The sequence below is a fragment of the Streptomyces sp. NPDC050121 genome (genome assembly GCF_044460385.1).
GTDB classification, from domain to species: Bacteria; Actinomycetota; Actinomycetes; order Streptomycetales; family Streptomycetaceae; genus Streptomyces; species Streptomyces soliscabiei.
Window position 1 is genome coordinate 1 of the sequence record NZ_JBITJV010000037.1, and the last position, 20,860, is coordinate 20,860.

Annotated in this window: 18 protein-coding genes; 6 read left to right on the forward strand and 12 right to left on the reverse strand. The window is 71.7% G+C overall.

Annotated features, from left to right (window positions below; all coding sequences use genetic code 11):
- The 4 genes from ACIBTS_RS38245 to ACIBTS_RS38260 all read right to left on the reverse strand — a co-directional run.
- Nucleotides 1-690: carbohydrate ABC transporter permease (locus tag ACIBTS_RS38245; protein ID WP_399325276.1), on the reverse strand; the 690-nt coding region annotated here is incomplete at its 3' end.
- On the reverse strand, nucleotides 687-1,655 hold the full coding sequence (locus ACIBTS_RS38250; RefSeq protein WP_399325277.1) for a carbohydrate ABC transporter permease: 969 nt from the start codon (nucleotides 1,653-1,655) through the stop codon (nucleotides 687-689). The genes ACIBTS_RS38250 and ACIBTS_RS38245, both read right to left, overlap by 4 nt.
- Before the next feature lie 9 nt (nucleotides 1,656-1,664).
- The gene (locus ACIBTS_RS38255; RefSeq protein ID WP_399325278.1) at nucleotides 1,665-2,909 is read right to left on the reverse strand and encodes an extracellular solute-binding protein; all 1,245 of its coding nucleotides are present in this window, start codon (nucleotides 2,907-2,909) and stop codon (nucleotides 1,665-1,667) included.
- A 47-nt stretch (nucleotides 2,910-2,956) separates the two neighbouring features.
- Complete coding sequence (locus ACIBTS_RS38260) at nucleotides 2,957-4,891, reverse strand: glycoside hydrolase family 127 protein (protein ID WP_399325279.1); 1,935 nt, start codon at nucleotides 4,889-4,891, stop codon at nucleotides 2,957-2,959.
- A gap of 220 nt (nucleotides 4,892-5,111) precedes the next feature.
- On the opposite strand from ACIBTS_RS38260, the gene ACIBTS_RS38265 reads away from it, so the two are divergent.
- From ACIBTS_RS38265 to ligA, 4 genes are all read left to right on the forward strand, one after another.
- A complete protein-coding gene (locus ACIBTS_RS38265; RefSeq protein ID WP_399325280.1) occupies nucleotides 5,112-6,131 on the forward strand; it encodes a LacI family DNA-binding transcriptional regulator in 1,020 nt (339 codons plus the stop codon).
- Nucleotides 6,132-6,825: 694 nt separating this feature from the next.
- Entirely contained in the window at nucleotides 6,826-8,055 is a 1,230-nt protein-coding gene (locus ACIBTS_RS38270; protein ID WP_399325281.1) for a molybdopterin-dependent oxidoreductase, read from the forward strand.
- Nucleotides 8,055-8,513, forward strand: a complete 459-nt coding sequence (locus ACIBTS_RS38275) for a hypothetical protein (protein ID WP_399325282.1) — start codon at nucleotides 8,055-8,057, stop codon at nucleotides 8,511-8,513. The genes ACIBTS_RS38270 and ACIBTS_RS38275 overlap by 1 nt, the downstream gene beginning before the upstream one ends.
- A gap of 121 nt (nucleotides 8,514-8,634) precedes the next feature.
- Nucleotides 8,635-10,773, forward strand: coding sequence for an NAD-dependent DNA ligase LigA (gene ligA / locus ACIBTS_RS38280; protein WP_399325283.1), 2,139 nt, complete (start codon nucleotides 8,635-8,637; stop codon nucleotides 10,771-10,773).
- Between the two features lie 49 nt (nucleotides 10,774-10,822).
- Here the strand turns inward: ligA and ACIBTS_RS38285 are convergent, their stop codons facing one another.
- The 6 genes from ACIBTS_RS38285 to ACIBTS_RS38310 form a co-directional block, all read right to left on the reverse strand.
- The gene (locus tag ACIBTS_RS38285) at nucleotides 10,823-11,368 is read right to left on the reverse strand and encodes a YciI family protein (RefSeq protein ID WP_399325284.1); all 546 of its coding nucleotides are present in this window, start codon (nucleotides 11,366-11,368) and stop codon (nucleotides 10,823-10,825) included.
- Nucleotides 11,369-11,442: 74 nt separating this feature from the next.
- Nucleotides 11,443-12,105: a maleylpyruvate isomerase N-terminal domain-containing protein gene (locus ACIBTS_RS38290; protein ID WP_399325285.1), complete on the reverse strand. Its 663-nt coding sequence runs from the start codon at nucleotides 12,103-12,105 to the stop codon at nucleotides 11,443-11,445.
- 114 nt (nucleotides 12,106-12,219) lie between these two features.
- Nucleotides 12,220-12,717, reverse strand: coding sequence for a peptidylprolyl isomerase (locus ACIBTS_RS38295; protein ID WP_079657538.1), 498 nt, complete (start codon nucleotides 12,715-12,717; stop codon nucleotides 12,220-12,222).
- Nucleotides 12,718-12,789: 72 nt separating this feature from the next.
- Nucleotides 12,790-14,268, reverse strand: a complete 1,479-nt coding sequence (locus ACIBTS_RS38300; protein ID WP_399325286.1) for a glutamate--cysteine ligase — start codon at nucleotides 14,266-14,268, stop codon at nucleotides 12,790-12,792.
- A gap of 139 nt (nucleotides 14,269-14,407) precedes the next feature.
- The gene (locus tag ACIBTS_RS38305) at nucleotides 14,408-15,349 is read right to left on the reverse strand and encodes a hypothetical protein (RefSeq protein WP_399325287.1); all 942 of its coding nucleotides are present in this window, start codon (nucleotides 15,347-15,349) and stop codon (nucleotides 14,408-14,410) included.
- A gap of 103 nt (nucleotides 15,350-15,452) precedes the next feature.
- Nucleotides 15,453-16,787, reverse strand: coding sequence for a GH25 family lysozyme (locus ACIBTS_RS38310; protein ID WP_399325288.1), 1,335 nt, complete (start codon nucleotides 16,785-16,787; stop codon nucleotides 15,453-15,455).
- Between the two features lie 344 nt (nucleotides 16,788-17,131).
- Between ACIBTS_RS38310 and ACIBTS_RS38315 the strand changes: the two genes are divergently transcribed.
- Nucleotides 17,132-17,263, forward strand: coding sequence for a hypothetical protein (locus ACIBTS_RS38315; RefSeq protein ID WP_399325289.1), 132 nt, complete (start codon nucleotides 17,132-17,134; stop codon nucleotides 17,261-17,263).
- Between the two features lie 74 nt (nucleotides 17,264-17,337).
- Complete coding sequence (locus ACIBTS_RS38320; RefSeq protein ID WP_399325290.1) at nucleotides 17,338-17,754, forward strand: hypothetical protein; 417 nt, start codon at nucleotides 17,338-17,340, stop codon at nucleotides 17,752-17,754.
- A gap of 76 nt (nucleotides 17,755-17,830) precedes the next feature.
- Here the strand turns inward: ACIBTS_RS38320 and ACIBTS_RS38325 are convergent, their stop codons facing one another.
- Both ACIBTS_RS38325 and ACIBTS_RS38330 read right to left on the reverse strand, forming a co-directional pair.
- A complete protein-coding gene (locus ACIBTS_RS38325) occupies nucleotides 17,831-19,237 on the reverse strand; it encodes a HEAT repeat domain-containing protein (protein ID WP_399325291.1) in 1,407 nt (468 codons plus the stop codon).
- Nucleotides 19,238-19,621: 384 nt separating this feature from the next.
- The gene (locus tag ACIBTS_RS38330) at nucleotides 19,622-20,812 is read right to left on the reverse strand and encodes an MFS transporter (RefSeq protein WP_399325292.1); all 1,191 of its coding nucleotides are present in this window, start codon (nucleotides 20,810-20,812) and stop codon (nucleotides 19,622-19,624) included.
- Nucleotides 20,813-20,860 lie beyond the last annotated feature (48 nt).

Below are 20,860 nucleotides of genomic sequence, written 5' to 3' on the forward strand. Positions count from 1 at the left end.
GATGTACTTGTAGATGCCGAGGGTGATCGGCCTCAGATCGCCGCCGCCGTCCAGGGTGTTGGCGAAGACGAAGTCGGACCAGGCCCACAGGAAGGAGAAGAGCGAGACGGTGACGACGGCGTTGCGGCTGACCGGCAGGACGACCGACCAGAACGTGCGGAAGGTGCCCGCGCCGTCGATGCGGGAGGCGGCGATCAGCTCGCCCGGGATGCCCGACATGAACGCCGTGAAGATCATGACGCCGAACGGCACGGCGATGGTGGAGTCCGCGACGATCAGCCCCCACCAGGAGTTCAGCAGACCGAGGTCGAGGAAGATGCCGTAGAAGCCCATCGCCATGACGATGCCCGGGATCATCTGCGCGACCAGCAGGAACAGCCCGAGGGCGCCGCCGCCGCGCGGGCGGAGCTTCGCCAGCGAGTAGCCGGCCGGCGCAGCCAGCAGCAGGGTGAGGGCGACCGTCCCGAGGCCGATGAGGAGGCTGGTGCCCAGATAGGGCAACTGGTCGTCCAGGACGGCCCGATAGCCCTCGAACGTCGGATGCAGCGGGAACAGGTCGGGCGGGGACTTGCGCATGTCCTGCTGCGGGGTGAGGGACACATTCAGCATCCAGTAAACCGGGAACAGCATCAGCGCCGTGAGGACCAGCCCGATCACGGTGTAACGGCGGGAGCCGGTACGGGACTTCACGCTTCCTGCCTCCTCTGGACACGGATGTACAGGAGCCCGAAGACGAGCGCGATGAGGATGAGGATGTTGCCGACCGCGGCGCCGGGACCGAACTTCGGCAGCAGCGTGCCGAAGCCGAGCTGGTACGACCAGGTCGCCAGCGTCGAGGAGGTGTCCCCCGGCCCGCCCTTGGTCATGATCCAGATCAGGTCGAACACCTTCAGCGTGTAGACCAGCCCCAGCAGCAGCGTGATCGCCGACACCGGCCGCAGCAGCGGGAAGGTGATGCGCCGGAACTGCTGCCACGCGCCCGCCCCGTCCAGGGCCGCCGCCTCGTACAGCTCCGCGGGGATGTTCTGCAGACCGCTGTAGAGGATCACCAGGTTGAACGGGATGCCGATCCAGATGTTGGCGACGATCACCGAGGTCAGCGCCCAGTCCGGCGAGGTGAGCCAGCCGACCGGGTCCGCCCCGAAAAGATGCAGGAAGTAGTTCACCACGCCCGACTCGCTGTTGAACATCCACGACCAGGTGGACGCCGAGACGATGAGGGGCAGCAGCCAGGGGATCAGGAACAGGGCCCGCAGGGTCGGGGCCAGCCGGAAGTGCCGGTTGAAGAAGACGGCGAGAGCGAGCCCGATGACGTACTGGAAGGCGATCGACACGAACGTGAAGACCATCGTGTGGCGCAGTGCCGGGCCGAACGTGGGGTCGTCCAGGACCCGCTGGAAGTTGTCCCAGCCGGTGAACGGGGCGTCGCCGGCCACGAAGGAGCGGACCGTGTAGTCGCGCAGGCTCAGGTCGAGGTTGCGGTACAGCGGATAGAGGTAGAAGGCGGCGAGATAGACGATCAGCGGGGCGACGAAGGCGAACGCGGCCAGGCGGCCTCGCCACCGCTGCCGACGGGGCAGCGGCAGCGAGCCGGAACCGCTCGCCTTCACCACCGCCGACGGCCGCCGCGGGCGGTCGACACGGGCGATGGTCATGTCCGGTGCCTAGCCCTTCTGCGCGCTCGACTGGGCCGTTCCGAGAGCGTCCTTGGGGCTCTTGCTCCCCGACAGCGCGGCCTGCACGGCGGTCCACATCTGCTGCGAGATGGTCGGGTACTTGGTGCCCAGACCGCCGCTGGTGCGCCCGCGCGCCGCGGCCACCGCGTCCACCCACGGCTTGAGCTTCGGGTTCTGCTTCACCTGCTCGGCCTGGACGGCCGCGGTGGGCGCGACATACGTCAGGGTCGTGTCGCTGGCGAGCAGGTTGGCCTCGCTGGTCAGACAGGTGACGATCTTCTTGGTGAGGTCATAGCGCGCGGTGTCCTTCTGGACGGGCACGGTGACGAACTCACCGCCCGTCGGTACCGGCGCCGAACCGCCTTTCTCAGCCGGGACGTTGACGATGCCGTACTCGAAGCCGGCCTTGTCGGCGTTGCCGAGCTGCCAGGTGCCGTTCTCGCCGAACGCGTACTCGCCGGTCGCGAACTCCTGCCAGCTGGTGGTCTGGGTGTTCTGCAGTACGTCCTTGGGGGCCAGCCCGTCGTCCACCCACCCCTTCCACAGTGACAGCGCGGCCACGCCCTTCGCCGAGTCCAGCTTCGTCAGGTCGCCGCCCGCGCCCCAGAACCAGGGCAGGAACTGGAAGCTGCCCTCCTCGGTGCCGATCGCGGAGAAGGTGATGCCCTTCTTCCCGGCCGCCTTGACCTTCTTCAGGGCCGCGGTGAGGGAGGCCCAGTCCTTGACGGAGGCCGGGTCGACACCGGACGCGGTCAGCACCTTCTTGTTGTAGTAGAGGGCGAGGGTGTTGGCGCCGATCGGGATGCCGTAGGCGGCGTCGTCGATGGTGCCCGCGCCGATGATGTTCTGCTGGATCGACTTGGTGTCGAGGCCGAGGTCGCTCGTCTTGTTGAGGATGCCCGCCTCGACCAGCGTGGAGACGACCGGGTTGTCCACCAGCATCACATCGGGCGCGTTGCCCTGCTGGGCGGCGAGCAGCGCCTTGTTGCCGAGGTCGGTGGTGTCGTACGCGGTCCGCTTGACGGTGACGCCCGCCTTCGTCCCGCACTCGCCGACGCGCTTGCCCCACGGCGAGGACGCGTCGAACTGCGGGTACGGGTCCCAGAAGGTGTAGGTCCCGCCGGCTGCGTCGGAGGATCCCGAGCCGTCGGAGCCGCTTGAGCAGGCGGTGAGGGAGGCGAGAGTGCCGACCGCGGCGAGCGCGGCGAGGAGGGTACGGCGGGTCGGTATCACGGGGTGACCTCGTTGTCGTAGAGAAGTGGCGCAGAAGCAGGGGGAGTTCAGGAGAGGGGCAGCCAGACGCGCATGCTGCCGTCCTCACGGTTGGCCCACGCGTAGTAGGGGACGGCGGTCAGCTCGACGGGATCGCCGGCGGCGGGCCCGGCGGCCTGCGCGGTGTCCGTGGGGGTGTACGGCCACCAGCCCCGTTCGGGCACGGTGCGCCGGTGGCCGGCCGCCACGACCGTGGTGACACCGCCGAGCAGGTCCGGGCGGTGCTTCACGGCGAGCGGCCGGGTCGGGTCGAGGACGAGGTCGTCCAGGCCGCCGCCCGGGTGGTCGGCCTGCTCCAGGCAGTACACGAGCGGTCCGCGCTCGATCGCGACACAGCCGCGTACCGCGTCCACCCGGGGGTCGGCCGTGGTCAGCCGGGGTTCCAGCCCCAGCTCCAGGACCACTTCGTCGCCCGGAGCCCAGGTGCGCTCCAGACGCAGCCAGCCGTCCGACACCGCCGTGTCGTACGTCTGCTCCCCGCAGCGCACCCGGAAGTCGCGGCACCACTGCGGGACGCGCAGGGACAGCGTCCAGGGACGGTCGGCGGGGGTCTCCTCGACGGTGAGGCGGACGGTGCCGTGCCAGGGGTACTCGGTCTCGGCGCGTACGGCGACGCCCTCGGCGGTGTAGCGCCCGGCGACGTACTGGTGGATCTGCAGGCCCGTGTCGTCGGTGCTGGCCAGGTAGTGCTCCAGGCTCGCCAGCAGCCGCATCACGTTGGGCGGGCAGCAGGCGCAGCGGAACCATCTGGTGCGGCGGGCCGACTGGTCGCCGCCGGTGTCGGTGTGACCGTCGCGGACCTGGAGCGGGTTGACGTACAGCCAGCGCTCGCCGTCCAGGGAGACACCCGCCAGGAAGCCGTTGTAGAGGGTGCGTTCGATCAGGTCGGAGTAGCGGGCCTCACCCGTGAGCAGGGCCATCCGCCAGCTCCACTGGACCGAGGCGATGGCGGCGCAGGTCTCGCAGTAGGCGCGCTCGTTGGGCAGCTCGTACGGGTCCCCGAAGTCCTCCTCATCGTGGTGGGCGCCGAGGCCGCCGGTGAGGTGGGTCTTGGTGGCGGTCATCGCCCGCCACAACCGCTCGCCCGCCGCCCGCAGTTCGGCGTCCCCGGTCTCCGTCGCCAGGTCGGCCGCGCCCGCCAGCAGATACAACTGTCGTACGGCGTGCCCCTCGACGTTGGTCGCCTCACGCAGCGGAACCCGGTCCTGACAGTAGGCCTCGCCGCCCAGCAGGCCGTGACCGTACCGGTCGACGAAGTAGCCGGCCAGCTCCAGGTAGCGGCGCTCCCCGGTCTCCCGGTACAGCTCCACCAGGGCGGTCTCGACCTCGGGGTGACCGTCGACGCCGTCGATGGGCTTGCCGCTGCCGGGCGGGCCGAAGACGGAGTCGACCTGGTCGGCGAACCGGACCGCCACGTCGAGGAGTTCGCGGCGTCCGGTGGCCCGGTGGTGGGCCACCGCGGCCTGGATGAGATGGCCCGCGCAGTACAACTCGTGGCCCCAGCACAGGTCCTGGTAGCGCCGCCCGTCCTTGACCAGCTGGAACCAGGTGTTGAGATAGCCGTCGGGCTGCTGGGCGGCGGCGACCAGGTCGACGATCCGGGAGACCTCGGCGGCGAGTTCGGCGGCGAGGTCGTCGTCCGGGGCCTGGGCGAGCCGCCAGGAGGCCGCCTCCAGCCACTTGTAGACATCCGTGTCCACAAAGGGGTACGCGCCCCGGAACTCGCCCTCGGCGGCGCCGGCCGCGAGCCGCAGGTTGTGCAGGTTCCCTGCGGACTCCAGCAGACCGGGTCCCTGCGGAAGGGAGACGTGCGCGTTGGTCGTACGGCGGTGGTGCCAGAAACCCGTGTCGATGCCGACGGCGGCGGGGCGCAGCGTGGCCTGGGCTTCGGGGCCGAGGCGGACCGGTCCCGGGGCGGGCTGGGTGGAGCGGGTGCGAGGCATGATTCTCCGGGGGTGAGGGCGCCGAGGGTGAGCGACGAGCTCGTCGGGGCTTGTTTCGAGCAACCGTTTTCTCGTCGTGAAAGTAGAGGGCAGTGGACCTATCCGGTCAAGAGCCGCCGCAAGAGTTATTTCGTTTTTCCTGCGGGCTGGCGTACGGCTCCGCCGCCTGCCACCATGTCGGGCGTTCGTATCATCGAGGCATCGAGGAAAAGGTTTGCCCGTGACCTCTGCTCCAGGTTCTCTCCCCGACGGCCGGGCCCGGCTGACCGATGTCGCCGCCCTCGCCGGCGTCAGCGTCGGCACGGCCTCCAAGGCGTTGAACGGCGGCGGACGGATGCGTCCCGAGACGCGTCAACGGGTGCTGGACGCGGTCGCGGAGCTGGGATTCAGGCCCAATCAGCACGCGCAGAGCCTGCACAGCGGCCGCAGCTGGACGGTCGGCCTGATGACGACCGACGGGATAGGCCGGTTCAGCACACCCGTGCTGCTCGGCGCGGAGGACGCGCTGGGCGCCGGGAAGATCTCCGTTCTGCTGTGCGACACCCGGGGCGACGCCATCCGCGAGCAGCACCATCTGCGCAACCTCATGGACCGCAGGGTGGACGGCATCATCGTCACCGGCCGCCGCACGGACCCCCGGCCGCCCCTGCCCGGCGTCGAGTCCGTCCCCGTCGTCTACGCGCTGTCCCCGTCCACCGACCCCCGTGACACCTCCGTCGTCACCGACGACCGAGGCGGCGCGCGACTGGCGATCGAGCACCTGGTGGCCACCGGACGCACCCGGATCGCCCACGTCACCGGCCCGGAACACCACGCCGCCGCCCGCGAACGCGCCCAGTACGCGGTCGGCCAATTGGCGAGCGCCTCACTCGAACCGTCGACCGGACGGATCCACTTCGGTGAGTGGAGCGAGGCCTGGGGCCGGCGCGCGGCCGACGCCGTACTGCGCACGGCCCCCGACACCGACGCGTTCTTCTGCGGCAACGACCAGATAGCACGGGGCGTGGCGGACGCGCTGCGCGAGCGCGGAGTGTCGGTCCCCGGCGACATCGCCGTGGTCGGCTACGACAACTGGGACACCATGGCGCTGGCCAGCCGCCCGCCCCTCACCACCATCGATACCAACCTCGCCGAGATCGGCCGGATCGCGGCCCTGGAACTGCTCCGGGCGATCGACACCGAGCCACGGCCCGGCGTGCACACCGTGCCGTGCCGGCTGGTGGTGCGCGAGTCCAGCTGAGAGCAGCCGGCGCGGTCCCGGTCCCCGTCACCGGCTTCCCGCGCGCGGTCGGGTATGGGCTGCCGGGAGCGGGCTGTCGGGTGTGGACCCCGGCCGCGTTCACCCGACTGCGCAGGACCGGGGAGGAACGTCGCGCAGGAGGCCGTGCCGAACCGCTCCGTCAGCCAGAAGCCAGGAGCGCCAGGAGCCAGGAGGCAGGGGGGGGCCGCGACGCCACGAGCAGGCCCCGCCAGGGCAGCCGGGTGGCCAAGCGGCCCGTACACCGCCGTCACGACCGCCGACAGGACGGCCACCGGTGTGCCCGGGCCGGCATGTGGGCCCCAACTTCCCAACGCGAGCGGCCAGTTGGCGCACCGGGGGTGTGGTCAGGGTGCTGGACATGGCGGGCGGTCGGCACGGCCGGCGTCACGAGCAGGGCGACTGCCCCCGGCCGCACACAGGTCGCGGCGGAGACCGGCGGCGCTGCGGCCGGGGCGCGAGGAGCGCGGCTCGGCGGACGGCGGGGTGCGGTTCCCCGGCACCCCATGGCCCGTCGTCTGGATCAGGTCGCAGGGAATCGGCGGTGGCTTGTCAGTGTCGGTGAGCGGGGCAACTAGGCCGAGTGGCGGGCCGTGGGCCGCTCTGCGGGCCGGACCAGTGTTTCGTCATGGGTCGCGCACCCTCTGGGCGGGGGGTCCCGGCCTACGGTCGGGGCATGCGCGACGACTCACGGCTCCCCACCTCTCCCGGTTTCTGGCGCAGCCCCCTGCGCGGCCCCTGGTTCACCTCGGTGCTCGGCCTGGTCCTGCTCGTCGGCGTCACCGTGCTGTTCGTGACGGGACTGGTCTCCTACGCCGCCTACAACCCGGACCTCTCGCCGGTGAACGACCAGACCTCGGACAAGGGGATCCTCGGCTTCTACCTGTTCGCCTGGCCGACGAACCCCCACTGGCTGTACCGGCTGAACCAGGGTGTGCACGTCACCCTCGGCATCACCCTGATCCCCGTGCTGCTGGCCAAGCTGTGGTCGGTGGTGCCGAAGCTGTTCGCGCTGCCGCCGGCCCGCTCGCTCGCCCACGCCCTGGAGCGGATCTCCCTGCTGTTGCTGGTCGGCGGCGGGCTGTTCGAGTTCACGACCGGCGTCCTCAACGTCCAGCTCGACTACGTCTTCCCCGGCTCGTTCTACCGCCTGCACTTCTACGGCGCGTGGGTGTTCCTCACCGCGTTCGTCGCCCATGCCGTCCTGAAGACGCCCAAGGCACTGCGCAACGTGCGGCACCTGCGTGAGGAGCGGGACGACCTGGTGTCGCCGCGTCCCGGCCCGCCGACCGTCTCCCGGCGTGGCGCCCTGTGGTTCGTCGGGGGCGGCTCGCTGTTGCTGTTCCTGACGACGGTGGGGCAGAACTTCGACGGCCTGCGCCGCACGGCCCTCCTCGCCCCGCACGGCGGAGCCGACCCGGGCAGCGGCCCGAACGGCTTCCAGATCAACAAGACCGCCGCGTACGCCGCCATCGACCCGGCCGAGACGAGCGCGGACGCCTGGCGGCTCGTGGTCACCGGACGCACGGGCACGGTCCGACTCAGCCGGGCCCGGCTCGCGGAACTGCCGCTGCACAGCTCCGCGTTGCCCATCGCCTGCGTCGAGGGCTGGTCGACGTCCGACCAGTGGTGGCGCGGCGTACGACTGCGCGACCTCGCCGCGCTCGTCGGGTACGAGGACGACCCGCCGGGCCTGTTCGTGGAGTCCCTCCAGCGACATGGCGCCTTCCGGCACGCCGCCCTGCGCGCCGACCAGGTCGCGGACCCGCGGTCCCTGCTCGCCCTGTACGTCAACGGCGAGGAGCTGTCCCCCGACCACGGCCACCCGGCGCGGGTGATCGTGCCCGCCGCCCCCGGTGTGCTGAACACCAAGTGGGTGGCCCGGATGACGTTCGGAGACCTGTGATGCGACGCCCGATCCCCTGGGGCAGCCCCTTCCAACTGCTGCTGCTCGTCTGTTCGTTCGCGCTCGCCGCCTATGCCGGCGTACGGCTCCTCGAGGACGACTGGTTCGGCGTCGCACTGTGGATCGTGGGCGCCGCGCTGCTGCACGACCTCGTCCTGCTGCCCCTGTACGCGTCGGCCGACCGGGTGCTCGCGCGGGGGCTCGGGGCGGCCGGCCACCGGGAGTGGACGATGTACGTCCGTGTCCCCGCGGCCCTCTCCGGTCTGCTGCTGCTCGTGTGGTTCCCGCTGATCGGCGGCAGGGTGGACCAGCGCTACCGGTCGGCCACCGGACTCTCGCCGGACGGGTTCCTCGCCCACTGGCTGGTGATCACCGCCGCGCTCTTCGGCGGCTCGGCCCTGCTGCTGGCGTTGCGGCTGCGCCGGGCGACGAAGCGGCGGCCGCCCGCCGCCCACTGACTTCACCGGCGTCGACGCGGGCGCCGTGACCCCGTCGGCGGCCGTCGCCGCCCGGTGGCAGACGGCGTTCACGTCGGCGAGGGCCCGGGCGTTGTCAGTGGTGGCAGGCAGGATGTGACGTATGACAACACGCGGTGCAGTGATCGTGGATGCCGTCGCCTACGCGCAGGCGGTCGAGGATGCGGTGAAGGCGTCGGCCGCCTACTACGGGGCCGGCACCTCGGTGCTGGACGACGACGCCTACGACCGTCTGGTGCGAGCCATCGCGGCGTGGGAGGCCGAGCACCCCGAGCAGGTGCTGGCGGGTTCCCCCACCGGGAAGGTGGCCGGCGGAGCGGTGCAGGGCGATGTCCCGCACACCGTGGCGATGCTCAGCCTCGACAACGTGTTCTCGGCGGAGGAGTTCACCGCGTGGGCCGCGTCGCTCGCCCGGCGTCTCGGTCACGACGTCACCCGGTACAGCGTGGAGCCGAAGCTGGACGGTCTGGCGATAGCGGCCCGCTACACCCGCGGCCGTCTGACGCGGCTGATCACGCGGGGCGACGGGACGGCCGGGGAGGACGTCTCGCACGCCATCGGCACCATCGAGGGCCTGCCCGGCGAACTGGCGGAGCCGGTCACCGTGGAGGTGCGCGGCGAAGTCCTCATGACGACCGCCCAGTTCGAGCACGCAGGCGAGGTCCGCACCGCGCACGGCGGTGCGCCGTTCGCGAACCCGCGCAACGCGGCGGCAGGCACCCTGCGGGCCAGGGAGCGCGCCTACCCGGTGCCGATGACGTTCTTCGCCTACGGCCTGCTGCCCCTCGCCGACACCGATCCGGCGCAGGCCGGGGAACTGGGCGAGTGCGCGCACAGCGACCTCATGAAGCGTGCCGTCGCGTACGGGGTGAACACCACCGCGAGCACCGCGGTGCCCGGCAGCACCGCCGACACGGTGGAGGGTGTCCTGGACCGCGTGGCCGAGATCGCGGCACTGCGCCCCTCGCTGCCGTTCGGGATCGACGGGATCGTCGTCAAGGCCGACCTGGCCGCGGACCAGCAAGCCGCCGGATCGGGCTCGCGGGCCCCGCGCTGGGCGATCGCCTTCAAACTGCGGGCCGTGGAGAAGATCACCCGGCTGCTGGCGGTGGAGTGGAACGTGGGCCGCACCGGCATCATCGCGCCCCGGGCCGTCCTGGAGCCGGTGGAGATCGACGGCTCCACCATCACCTACGCCACCCTGCACAACCCGGCCGACATCACCCGCCGCGACCTGCGCCTCGGCGACCCGGTCATGGTCCACCGGGCCGGGGACGTCATTCCCCGCGTCGAAGCCCCCGTCGTCCACCTGCGCACCGGCGAGGAACAGCCCATCGTCTTCCCCGAGTCCTGCCCGCGATGCGGATCGGGCATCGACACCAGCGAGCAGCGCTGGCGCTGCACCAACGGCCGCAACTGCCATCTCGTCGCCGCCCTCTCCTACGCCGCCGGACGCGACCAGCTCGACATCGAAGGCCTCGGCCACACCCGGGTCGTCCAACTGGTCGACGCGGGCCTCGTCAAGGACCTCGCCGACCTGTTCGCCCTCACCCGCGACCAGTTGCTGGGGCTGGAGCGGATGGGGGAGACCAGTACCGACAACCTTCTCGCCGCCATCGCCGCGGCCAAGGCGCAGCCGCTGTCGAGAGTGCTGTGCGCGCTCGGCGTGCGCGGCACCGGGCGTTCCATGTCCCGCCGCATCGCCCGGTACTTCGCCACCATGGACGACCTCCGCGCCGCCGACGCCGAGACGATCCAGCAGGTCGAGGGCATCGGCACCGAGAAGGCCCCGTCCATCGTCGCCGAACTCGCCGAGCTGGCCCCGCTCATCGACAAGCTCGCCGCGGCCGGTGTGAACATGACGGAGCCCGGTGCGACCCCGCCCGCCCGGACAGCCGGCGACATCGCCGACGGCGCGGAGGCCACGGAGGCCACGGAGGTCACGGGGGTCACGGGGGTCACGGGGGTCTTGGAGGCGACAGGCGGGCCGCTGGCCGGCATGGCGGTGGTGGTCACCGGCGCGATGACCGGGGCACTGGAGAAACTCAGCCGCAACCAGATGAACGAGCTTGTCGAACGGGCCGGCGGCCGCTCCTCCTCCAGCGTCTCCAAGAAGACCACCCTGGTCGTCGCCGGAGAAGGCGCCGGCTCCAAACGGGCCAAGGCCGAGACCCTCGGCATCCGGCTCGCCACCCCCGACGAGTTCGCGGCGCTCGTCGCCGACTACCTCGATGCCGGATGAGACGGCGGCCCGCCCCTGGCCCGGCCGAGGTGGGTGCGGCCTTGTCCCGTCACCGTCGTCCGCCGAACTCCCAGTGGTGGACCTCGATGTCGGCATAGCGGTCCGGGGTCAGGACGGCGCGTGCCGAGTCCGGGTCCGAGGCCCGGAGCAGCACCGCCGTCCCCAGCCAGTCGGCGCCGTCGTCGGACAGCAGCGGCCCGTACGCGATCAGGTCGTCCCGGTCGGACGGTACGACGAGGTCGGCGGCATCCCCCGAGCCGAGGCCGAGGACCAGGAACCGGTCGCCGCCGGTCCGGCCGCCGGGGAAGTCCCACATGGTGCGTCCCAGCAGGTTGCGCCACCGGCGCACCAGCACGTCCCGGTAGGCGCCGGCCTGGTAGTTGGGCTCGTCGAAGGCGAACGCGCGGGCGGCGGCGGGATCCGGCAGGTCGACGATGTGCACGCTGCCCGTGCAGGTGTCGTCGTCGGCGAAGGTCGGGCCGCGAGCGATCAACTCCGCCGTGTACCGGTCCATGTACGACCAGTGCTCTTCCACCAGCTTGTCGCGCAACGCGCCGGAGCCGGGCCGATCGCGGTGGTAACAGAAGAACTCCATGTCCACAGACCCTCTTCGACACGCGACGGCAGATCAACCGACTTTCCTGCAGCGGTGACCTCTGTCGGCGCCGGTCAACCGAGGACGAGGGGGAGCTTCGGGGCCGGTTGACCCAGCTCACCCAGCTCGGCCCGCTCCGCTTCGGACGGGGCACGCCGACCGGTGCCGATCAGCAAGGCGTCCGTGTCGGAGAACGACGGGGGAAACGCGGCCCCGGCGATCTTCTCCAGCAGCTCGCGGGACCGGGCGAGCCCCTCGGGGGGCGGTTCCACCGCGTCCGGGAGGTGCGCGATCAGGTCGAGGTGGTGCAGCGTCCATTCCAGGACGTACGCGGCGAGGTAGTCGCCTGTGGTCAGCACCATGTCCCGGGTGCCGACCCGGACCGACGGGTCCGCGAGTTCGGCGGCACGACCGGCGGCGGAACCGACGTCGTCCAGGTGGAACTTGAGCAGCCATGGCTCTTCGTACGCGGCGGCCAGCCGGACGGTCAGCGCGTCGAGCGGATCGTCACCGGTGGGGGCTTCGACGAGGTTCCAATAGGTCACCGCGTCCCGGGTCGGTTCCGTTTCGGCGGGCGTGACCAGGGTGATCAGGACGTCCTGGGCGTCGACGATCAGATGGCACACCAAGTCCCGCACGAGCCAGCCGGCGCAACCAGAGGGGCGTGAGAAGTCCTCGTCCGGGAGATCGGCCACCGCCGTGCGCAACGCCGCCCAAGAGCGCGAGAAGAGATCCACGTCCGCAAGCTAACAGCGCGCTGCCCCCACGGCGACCGATTTCGCCCCCGCCGTGCACCGGCGCAGCCGGCCGGGGCGGGACCCCGGCCGGCAGGTGGGCGGTTCGATTCGAGGTCAGAGCTGACCGGACGCCGCGATGGTGATCTTCGCCGACGTCGCGCCGTTGCGGGAGCCGAGCGCCTCGATCTTCTTGACGACGGCCATGCTCTCGTCGTCGGCGACCTCGCCGAACACCACGTGCTTGCCGTCCAGCCAGTCGGTCACGACCGTGGTGATGAAGAACTGCGAGCCGTTGGAGTTCGGGCCGGCGTTGGCCATGGACAGCAGCCCCGGCCGGTCGTGCTTGAGGGAGAAGTTCTCGTCGGCGAACTTCTCGCCGTAGATGCTCTTGCCGCCGGTGCCGTTGCCGCGGGTGAAGTCGCCGCCCTGGAGCATGAAGGCGGGGATGACCCGGTGGAAGGAGGAGCCGGCGTAGCCGAAGCCCTTCTCGCCGGTGGCCAGCGCGCGGAAGTTCTCCGCCGTCTTGGGGACGACGTCGTCGTACAGGTTGAAGTTGATGCGCCCGGCGGGCTCGTCGTTGATGGTGATGTCGAAATAGACCTTGCTCGTCATACCCCTATCCTGCACGGTCCAGGGAGTGCCGCCACACAGCGGGTCCCGTGTCGGCCCCCGGGCGGGGGTCGATCAGTCGACCGGCCAGGTGTGCGCGGGGGCGTTGAGGTGCATGTAGTCGATGTAGAGCTGCGTCATCCGCCGCAGCGCCTCGTGGCGACCGGCGTGGGCGGAGGCGACGATGCGGTGGAACATCTCCTTCTGCCAGACGGCCCCGTTGCGCCCGGTGACACAGCGCTGCTCGATGATGCCGAGCAACGGCTCCCGCCAGGCCGCGTCCATGCCGGAGAGCTCCAGCCCCCGGTGCGCCAGCGGCAGCAGACGCCGCAGGACGAGCTCGGGCACCGGCGCCTCGCCCATCCCGGGCCAGTACAGCCGGGCCTCGATCCCGTGCCGCGCTGCGGTGTGCAGATTGTCCTCGGCGGCCTGGAAGGACATCCGTGACCACACCGGCCGCTCCTCCTCCACCAGGGCGCGGGTGAGGCCGTAGTAGAACGCGCCGTTGGCGAGGGTGTCGGCGACCGTCGGACCGGCCGGCAGACAGCGGTTCTCCACGCGCACGTGCGGCCGGTCGTGGGCGACGGCGTAGACCGGGCGGTTCCAGCGGTAGATCGTGCCGTTGTGCAGGGTCAGCTCCGCGAGTTCGGGGACGTCTCCCTGCGCCAGCGTCTCGCGCGGGTCCTGTTCGTCGCACAGCGGCAGCAGCGCGGGGAAGTACCGCAGGTTCTCCTCGAACAGGTCGAAGACGCTGGTGATCCACCGCTCTCCGAACCACACCCGGGGCCTTACTCCCTGCACCTTGATCTCCTGCGGGCGGGTGTCGGTGGCCTGCTCGAACAGCGGGATCCGGGTCTCGTGCCACAACTCCCTGTCGAACAGGAAAGGCGAGTTGGCCGCCAGTCCCACCTGGATGCCGGCGATCGCCTGCGCCGCGTTCCAGTAGGCGGCGAACTCGTCGGGGGAGACCTGAAGATGGAACTGGGTGCTGGTGCAGGCGGCCTCCGGGGTGATGGTGTCGGCGTAGGTCCGCAGCCGGTCGACACCGTCCAGCTCGATACGAAGGTCCTCACCCCGCGCCGCGAACACCTGGTCGTTGAGCAGTCGGTAGCGGGCGTTCTCCGACAGCGCCCCCTCGCCGACGTCCTCCTGCCGCAGGGTGGGGAGGATGCCGACCATGATCAGATGGGCGCCGATCGACCTGGCGCGCTGCTCGGCGTGGTTGAGCGCGGCGCGGATCTCGGACTCCCAGGCGTCGGGGCCGCCCTGCGTCAGGCGGCGGGGCGGAACGTTGATCTCGAGGTTGAAGCGGCCCAGCTCGGTGGACCAGGCGGGGTCCGCTATCGCGTCGAGGACGTCGCTGTTGCGCATCGCCGGCTCGGCCTCGTCGTCGACCAGGTTCAGCTCGATCTCCAGGCCGACCTGGGGCCGCTCGGACTCGAACCGCGACTCGCGCAGCATCTGCGCGAACACCTCGAGGCACTCCTGCATCTTGATCCGGTACCGGCGCCGGTCCTCGCGGGTGAAGACCAGCGCCGGGACGTCGCGTCCCATCGGCCCTCCCGGCTCGTCCCTTGTCGGACGCCCTCCTGTCTCCAGCGTCGCACCACGGGACGCCCCTCACCAGGTGGCACATCCCCCGGGGTACTACCTGCCAGGCCGGCGGAATTTGCGCAGGTCACCGAGGGGCACGTCACCGGGAAGCCTGGCCGTGGGCTCCGGACAGACGTGACACCTCCCGTGCGGCGTCCCGGGCCGCCTGTCCGGCCCGGGACACAGCGTCGACGCTCGCCCGAAGCCGTTCCTCGGCCTCGCTGCGTTCCTGGTCGGCCCGCCGGAGCTCTTGGCGTGCCTGGCGCAGCCGCTGCTCGGCGGCGGACTCCTGCCGAGCGACCTGGTCGAGCCGCTCACGGGCCTGCTGCAACGCGGCTTCGGCGTCCGCCTGCTCGGCATGCACCTCACGGAGCCGCTGGTCAGCGGCCTCGGCCGCCCGGCGGGCCTGAGCGAGCTGCTCCTGCCGCAGACGGCGCCGCTCGGTGAGTTCGTCCTTCGCCCGCGACCGCGCCGAGGGCGCCGCAACCACCGCCCGGGCCGGCACGCGCGCCGGGCCGGCCGCCTCGGCGTCGTCTGCGGGAAAGTCCGCAGGCGGGGTGAGGGTGCTCTCCAGGCGGCCGCCGGCCCACCGGTCGGCGGCCGCCTGATCGGCGAGCACGGCCCGCAGGGTGGCTTCGACGTCCCGCTGGGCTGTGTCCGACAGCCGGTGCCCGGCCACCCGGGCCAGCTCGGCGGCCTGCCGGGACAGCGCGGAGACGACCGTGCGGCGCTGCTCGGACAGCTCCCTGATCCCCTCGGCGTCCAGGATCCGGTACGCCTCACGCAGCGCTCGCCCCAGCTCCAGGAACCGCCGGCTCTCCCGCGGCTGCGAGCGCAGCAGCAGGTTGGCGGCCCAGGCGGCGAGCGTGGGGCGGCGGGCGGCACGGATCCGGCGGGCGTCCTCCCCGCGGCCGGCCGCCCTGGCCTCGGCGGCCAGCTCCTCGCGTCGGGAGACGAAGCCGGACGGCGGCGTGACGTAGAGCTCGTCGAGAAGCCTCTCCACGTCGTGCCCCTCGGCGGGCCGCCCACCCTTGCGTGCCATGATCGTCAGCTTCCCCCCGGCAGGACCGGCGCGCACCTCGGGCCGCTCCGCCGCCGCGCCGGGGGGCAGGCTTGACCGGCCAATGGCTCACCGGTTCAACGGCTCACCGGTTGGCCAGACGGTCGAGGTCGGCCTGGGTGCCGTTGAAGACGTCCGCGGTGGCCGGGGCCGCGATGCCGTCGAAGAGCGCGGCGTCGGTGTACTGCCACATGAGCCAGGTGCCGGAACCGTTCGGCAGCGGCGGCTCGGTGATCGACCGACGGTAGTCCGCGAGCTGGAGGGGATACGCGGCGAAGGCGGTGGTGGAGCCCAGGCAGTCGTCGAGGAACGACTTCTGGGTGTAGATGACGGGCTTCCGGCCGAACGCCGCTTCCACCGTGTCGAGCCAGGCCTTGGCGTCGGAGACCGAGACATAGGTGGGACAGCCCTCACTGCCGTCGTCCATGCGCTCCAGATCGAAGACCGGCGGCAGGTCACCGGGACGCTGACCGGTGTAGCCGACCGCGCGTACCGCGGCGATGAACCGGTCGGCCTGGGCGGTCCCGGTGTCGGGGGAGGAGGCGGTGTAGAAGTGGTAGGGCGCGACGGCGAGTCCCGCCGCCCTGGCGCCTTCCAGATCGGTGGCGAGGTATTCGTCGGTCACGTTGAGACCCCGGGTGGCCTTGACGGTGGTGAACTCGACGCCGGAGGCCCGCACCGCGGCCCAGTCGACGGGGGCGCCGTTGGGATGCTGGTACTTGGCGGTGTCCAGACCGTCGATCGGATAGCCGGCCGGCCGGGGCGGTGTGCAGTACATGTTCCGGCTGGACCAGTCGGCAAGTCCGGCCCAGGTGTTCGGCCCGACCACCCCGTCCGCGCTCAGGCCTGCGCACATCTGGAACTCGACGACCCGGTTCTCGGTCCCGCCGCCGAAGTCGCCGTCGATGGACAGCGGCGGGTAGTGGCCCGGCTCCATCGCCAGGTCGAGACGACACTGCACCTCCTTGACCTCGACGCCTTTCGCGCCCCGGCGCAGCGTGGGTCGGGTGTCGGTGTGCCCGCACACGGACGCCTGCGCGACGCCCGGTGTCCCGCCGGGCGGGCACGAACGCGGGTGCGCGGACCAGGTGTTCAGCGCGGCCCAGGTGAGGGGGCCGATCTCGCCGTCGGCGGTCAGTCCCGCACACCGCTGAAACGTCTGGACCCGTTCCGCGGTGCCGGGCCCGAAACTCCCGTCCACCGCGATCGGCGTGTAACTGCCGTGCTTGGTGGCCAGGTTGAGCTCACACTGCGCTTCGAGCGCCGCCGGCCCGGTGGATCCCTGCCGCAGCACCGGCTGTTCGGCGGTGTGACCGCATACGGCGATCGCGGCCTTGGCGTCGCTCTCCGCCGACCCGAACCCGAGCATGATCAAGGCACTCGTGAAGGCCAGACCCCGGCGAAACGTCCTCGGTCGCATCCGTTCCTCCTGAAGAATTGGTCGACGGGCCGGACGGCTGCCGTCGGCATGCGGCGCCCGCTCCTGGAGCGCCCGCGTCACTGCACCGCGCGGCCCCGGGGCGGCCGGCGGAAGGTACCGCCGGGCCGGCCGCGAACCCCGGGGCCTGCCCGGGCCGATCATGCCGCAGACACGGGGTGTGGCAGGCTCCCCCGGAGATGGCTGCTGGAATTGCTCTGAACCTGCCAAGCTGCCTCCAGTGCATCGAGATGCCGGGACGCCGACCTGTGCCGGCCCAGGCCTGCGCCGAGCCGCTGGAATGCCGTGGGGACGGCGACCGGCGGGCCGCGGATCAGGGGGGAATCATGAGTGAATACGCAGAAGTCGAGCGGTTCGCCTCGCGGTTGCGCATGCTGAAGGAGCGAGCCGGGCACTGGGACTGCCGACTGGCGGCCCGTTCTTCGGGGGCCGGTTTCGGCCAACTTGATGGTTGCTGAGTACGCGTACTCAGCAACGGAAGCGATCAACCCGGCAGACTCCGGGGTCCATGACGGATCACCGAGGAGCGAACATGAGTCGAACGAGCAGAGCGCTGACCGTGACGGCGCTGGCCGCCTGTGCGTTGGCGGGCGTCGGGGCGGGGCCCGCCGCCGCAGCCGGCGGTCCCCTGTTGCCCCACCCCGGCCCGGACGGCCTGGTGTGGGTGGAGGAACGGACCGGTGACGGCGGCGTCGCGTCGGGCGGCGCCTGGGACGGCCTGCCGACCGTCCTCACGGTGGCGTGCGAGGGCGACGGCAGCGTGCGCGTGACGATGCAGTCGCAGGAGGCGGAGGTGGCCGACTTCTCGGTCGACTGCCCGGCGGGGAGCACCGGAGTCGGCTCGGCGACCATGGCCGCCGGCGTCGTCCGACCGGGCTCCTTCACCATCGGCGTGGACGCCTCGTCGCAGTCCGTCCGATGGGCGCTGACGGTGACTCAGCCGGAGTGACGAACGGGAGCGCGGGAGACCCCGGTCGCGCCGGGACCACCCCGCTCGCCCACGCCGGAGGTCCTCGGCCGCTGCGTCAGACCGGCAGTGCTCCGGCCGGGTGGCCGTGTTCCCGGCCGCATGCGGTGAGAGCGAGTACGCCGTGCCCGGCGACTGTCGTCCCGGGGCCGAGGGAGCCGGGATCGACCGACAGCCGGGCGGCCACGTCGACGGCGTAACAGGTGTCGGGGATGCCGAGTTCCTCTTTCACCTGCCGGTATCTGGAGTCGAGCGCCGCGATGTCCGAAGGGTCCACCCCGTCGAAGAGGTCGTCGGGGAAAGAGCCTCTCTGATGCGGCAGCAGGTATCCGGCTTCGGCGGGGTGTCCCGGTTGCCGGTCGCCCAGTTCGTCGCCGTCTCCTTCGTCGTTGTCTTCTTCGGCGCTGAACGCGTCGTAGAAGCGCACCACTTCACCGGCCTCGGCGATGCACCAGGCGGTCCAGCTGTCCCCGCAGCTCATCCCGTACCACTGGGCCGCCCCGAACCGGTCGCTGAGCTCCGCACACCGCTCGCGCACCACACCCGCCATGACCTCGTCGCGACAGGCGTCGTCGGCGTCCTCCATGCGGTGGGCGTCCTGCGACGGCTGGCCGAAGACCAGGGTCCAGCCGTCCAGCACCGGGCTGACGAACGCCCGGGCGCAGGCTTCGTGGCCGTGCGCCCGGCGCCAGTTGTGACGGTCGTGGTTCCAGGCGGCCGCGCCGGTGCGCAGGGTGACCGACTGGGCGTCGCCCAGATCGAAGGCGTCCAACACCGCCCGCGGATCGGCGCACGGCACCGCGTACCAGGATCCGCACAGGTGCATGCGCTCGGGCACCTCCGTGTGCTGCTTGATCCGCGTCAACCGGCGCAGTGCGTCAAGGTCTTCGGAATCCAGCGCGGCCGGCCCGCCGATGGCGGCGAGTGCTTCCAATGCCCCCGCCCGCAGCCGGGGCCCGCGCGCGGGCGCCCGGCGTATCCGCCGCAGGGCGGCGACCGCGCCGGCGCCCAGGGCCGTGCAGGCCGTCACGGCGCGCCGCCGGACCTCCTCCACAGGGTCACCCAGTGACGGCAACAGCCGGTCGGTGAACGGCAACGCCGACTGCGCCCGCCCCTGAAAGGCGGTGAGCGCGCTCACGCGGACCTGGGGGTGCGGATGCTTCAGCAGGGGCAGGAAGACCGTCATGTCCTGGACCTGAAGGCCTCCCAGTGCCCATCCGGCCCTGCGCTCCACTTCGGGCGAAGCGGCCGAGACGACGGCGTCGACGAGCGGGACGAGCGCGGGCTCGCCGATGCGGCTCAACACCTCCCCGGGGTAGGCCCAGTTGACGGGCGACTGCTCGTCGCAGAGCACGTCCAGCACCCCGAACACCACCTCGGCGCCTCGCGCCACGAGGGCGTCGCGGGCCGTCCGGGGGTCTTCCCCACGACCGGTGAGCGCATCGACCAGCTGTTCTCTGTCCACGACGCCACCGTAGCCGGGGCCACTGACAGCGCCGTCGCGCCGGGGAGTCGACCCGGGGCGGGAGGAGCCGGCGGCTCCACCTCGCCCCGTCCGGGACGACGCGGCGCCGCTCCGGACGGGGTTGTTCGTGAGGCGCAGCGCAGACGTCGTCCAGCCCCGTGAGTCAGCGGCTGCGGATGGCGCTGGTGGTGAAGAATCCCATTGCCGCGGCGCTGACCAGGGCACAGACGGCGAAGAGGGCGGTACGTCGCATGGAAGGACCTTTCCGGTGAAGACGGATGGGCTCTGCACAACGCCGGTCGGCCCCGTGTCGCTTCGCCGCCGGATCGACCCCACTCGTACGGGCGCGGCCAAGCGTGTGGCGGGCCGGGCTCCCCAGGTGTCTCAGGCCCTCGTCGGCACCGGCCGGCGCACCAGGTAGGCGGCCGCGGTCGACACGAGAACGGCCATGCAGGCGATGAACACCAGCCCCGCACCCTCCAGGCCGATCGGGCCCGTCAGTACGCCCACGCCGATCACCGGCACCGAGATGCCGGCGTAGGCCACCACGAAGAGCGTCGAGATCACCGCCGCGCGCCGGTTGGCGGGAGACGCCTCGGCCACCGCCGACAGCGCACCGCGGAAGGCCAGCCCCTGCCCGGCCCCGCCGACGAGCGCGCTCAGCACCACCAGTGACAGCACCTCCCATCGCAGGGCGCCCGCGAGCAGCGCCAGCCCGGCCAGCAGCGCCCCGCACCCCAGAGGCAGCGATCGTCCGACCCCGACCCGGCCCACGGCCAACTGCCCGGCGGTCGAGGCGAAGAAGGCCAACGCGACGATCAGACCGCTCACGGCGTGGTTGCCCACGTCGAGGGAGTGCGCGAGGAACGCGGGGCTGACCGAGGTGAACACCCCGAACAGCGCGAACCCCACGAACGAGGCGATCGCCGCCGGCCCGAACACCGTCCGCACCTGTGGCGGCAGAGCGGGCCGCTGCGGCCGTACGGTGCTCGGCGGCCTCCGGTCCCGCACGGTCTCCGGAAGGCCCGCCACGACCGCGGCCGAGCAGGCGACCAGGGCGAGGTACACGGCGAACGGCAGGTACAGCGGCCAGGCCGCGTACTGCGCGAGGATCCCGGCGAGCAGCGGCCCGCAGCCCAGGCCGCCCATGTTGGCGGCCGTCGCCACGAACGTGGCCCGCAAGGCGCCGCCGGCCGGCGCCAGGTCCATCACGTATGCCGTGGCCGCTCCGGTGAACAGACCGGCGGACAGTCCCGAAAACAGCCGTCCCGCGTACAGCCAGCCCAGCCCGGTGGCGCTCAGGAAGCAGACGGCGCTTGCCGCCGCGCATCCCAGGCCCCACAGCAGCACAGGTCGTCTGCCCACGGTGTCCGAGGCGTTGCCCGCCACCAGCAGTATGCCGATCACCGCGAAGGCGTACACCGCGTACACCACGGTGACCGTCAGTTCGGAGAAGTCGAACTTGTCCTGGTAGAGGCCGTACAGAGGGGTCGGCAGCGTGGTGCCCGCCATGCACACGGCGAACACGGCCCCGCCGAGCACACAGGGGATCCATCCTCGGCGCTCACGGTCCATGCCGGCGACAGTAACGGCCCGCCCGCGAACCCGGCGAGGCCCGACGTG

Bases quoted from the DNA above. Each gene is read 5' to 3' on its own strand.
- ACIBTS_RS38250 (WP_399325277.1), bottom strand. From the start codon at position 1,655: ATGACCATCGCCCGTGTCGACCGCCCGCGGCGGCCGTCGGCGGTGGTG.
- ACIBTS_RS38330 (WP_399325292.1), bottom strand. From the start codon at position 20,812: ATGGACCGTGAGCGCCGAGGATGGATCCCCTGTGTGCTCGGCGGGGCC.
- ACIBTS_RS38295 (WP_079657538.1), bottom strand. From the start codon at position 12,717: ATGACGAGCAAGGTCTATTTCGACATCACCATCAACGACGAGCCCGCC.
- ACIBTS_RS38285 (WP_399325284.1), bottom strand. From the start codon at position 11,368: ATGGAGTTCTTCTGTTACCACCGCGATCGGCCCGGCTCCGGCGCGTTG.
- ACIBTS_RS38260 (WP_399325279.1), bottom strand. From the start codon at position 4,891: ATGCCTCGCACCCGCTCCACCCAGCCCGCCCCGGGACCGGTCCGCCTC.
- ACIBTS_RS38310 (WP_399325288.1), bottom strand. From the start codon at position 16,787: ATGCGACCGAGGACGTTTCGCCGGGGTCTGGCCTTCACGAGTGCCTTG.
- ACIBTS_RS38305 (WP_399325287.1), bottom strand. From the start codon at position 15,349: ATGGCACGCAAGGGTGGGCGGCCCGCCGAGGGGCACGACGTGGAGAGG.
- ACIBTS_RS38270 (WP_399325281.1), top strand. From the start codon at position 6,826: ATGCGCGACGACTCACGGCTCCCCACCTCTCCCGGTTTCTGGCGCAGC.
- ligA (WP_399325283.1), top strand. From the start codon at position 8,635: ATGACAACACGCGGTGCAGTGATCGTGGATGCCGTCGCCTACGCGCAG.
- ACIBTS_RS38300 (WP_399325286.1), bottom strand. From the start codon at position 14,268: ATGGGACGCGACGTCCCGGCGCTGGTCTTCACCCGCGAGGACCGGCGC.
- ACIBTS_RS38320 (WP_399325290.1), top strand. From the start codon at position 17,338: ATGAGTCGAACGAGCAGAGCGCTGACCGTGACGGCGCTGGCCGCCTGT.
- ACIBTS_RS38315 (WP_399325289.1), top strand. From the start codon at position 17,132: ATGAGTGAATACGCAGAAGTCGAGCGGTTCGCCTCGCGGTTGCGCATG.
- ACIBTS_RS38275 (WP_399325282.1), top strand. From the start codon at position 8,055: ATGCGACGCCCGATCCCCTGGGGCAGCCCCTTCCAACTGCTGCTGCTC.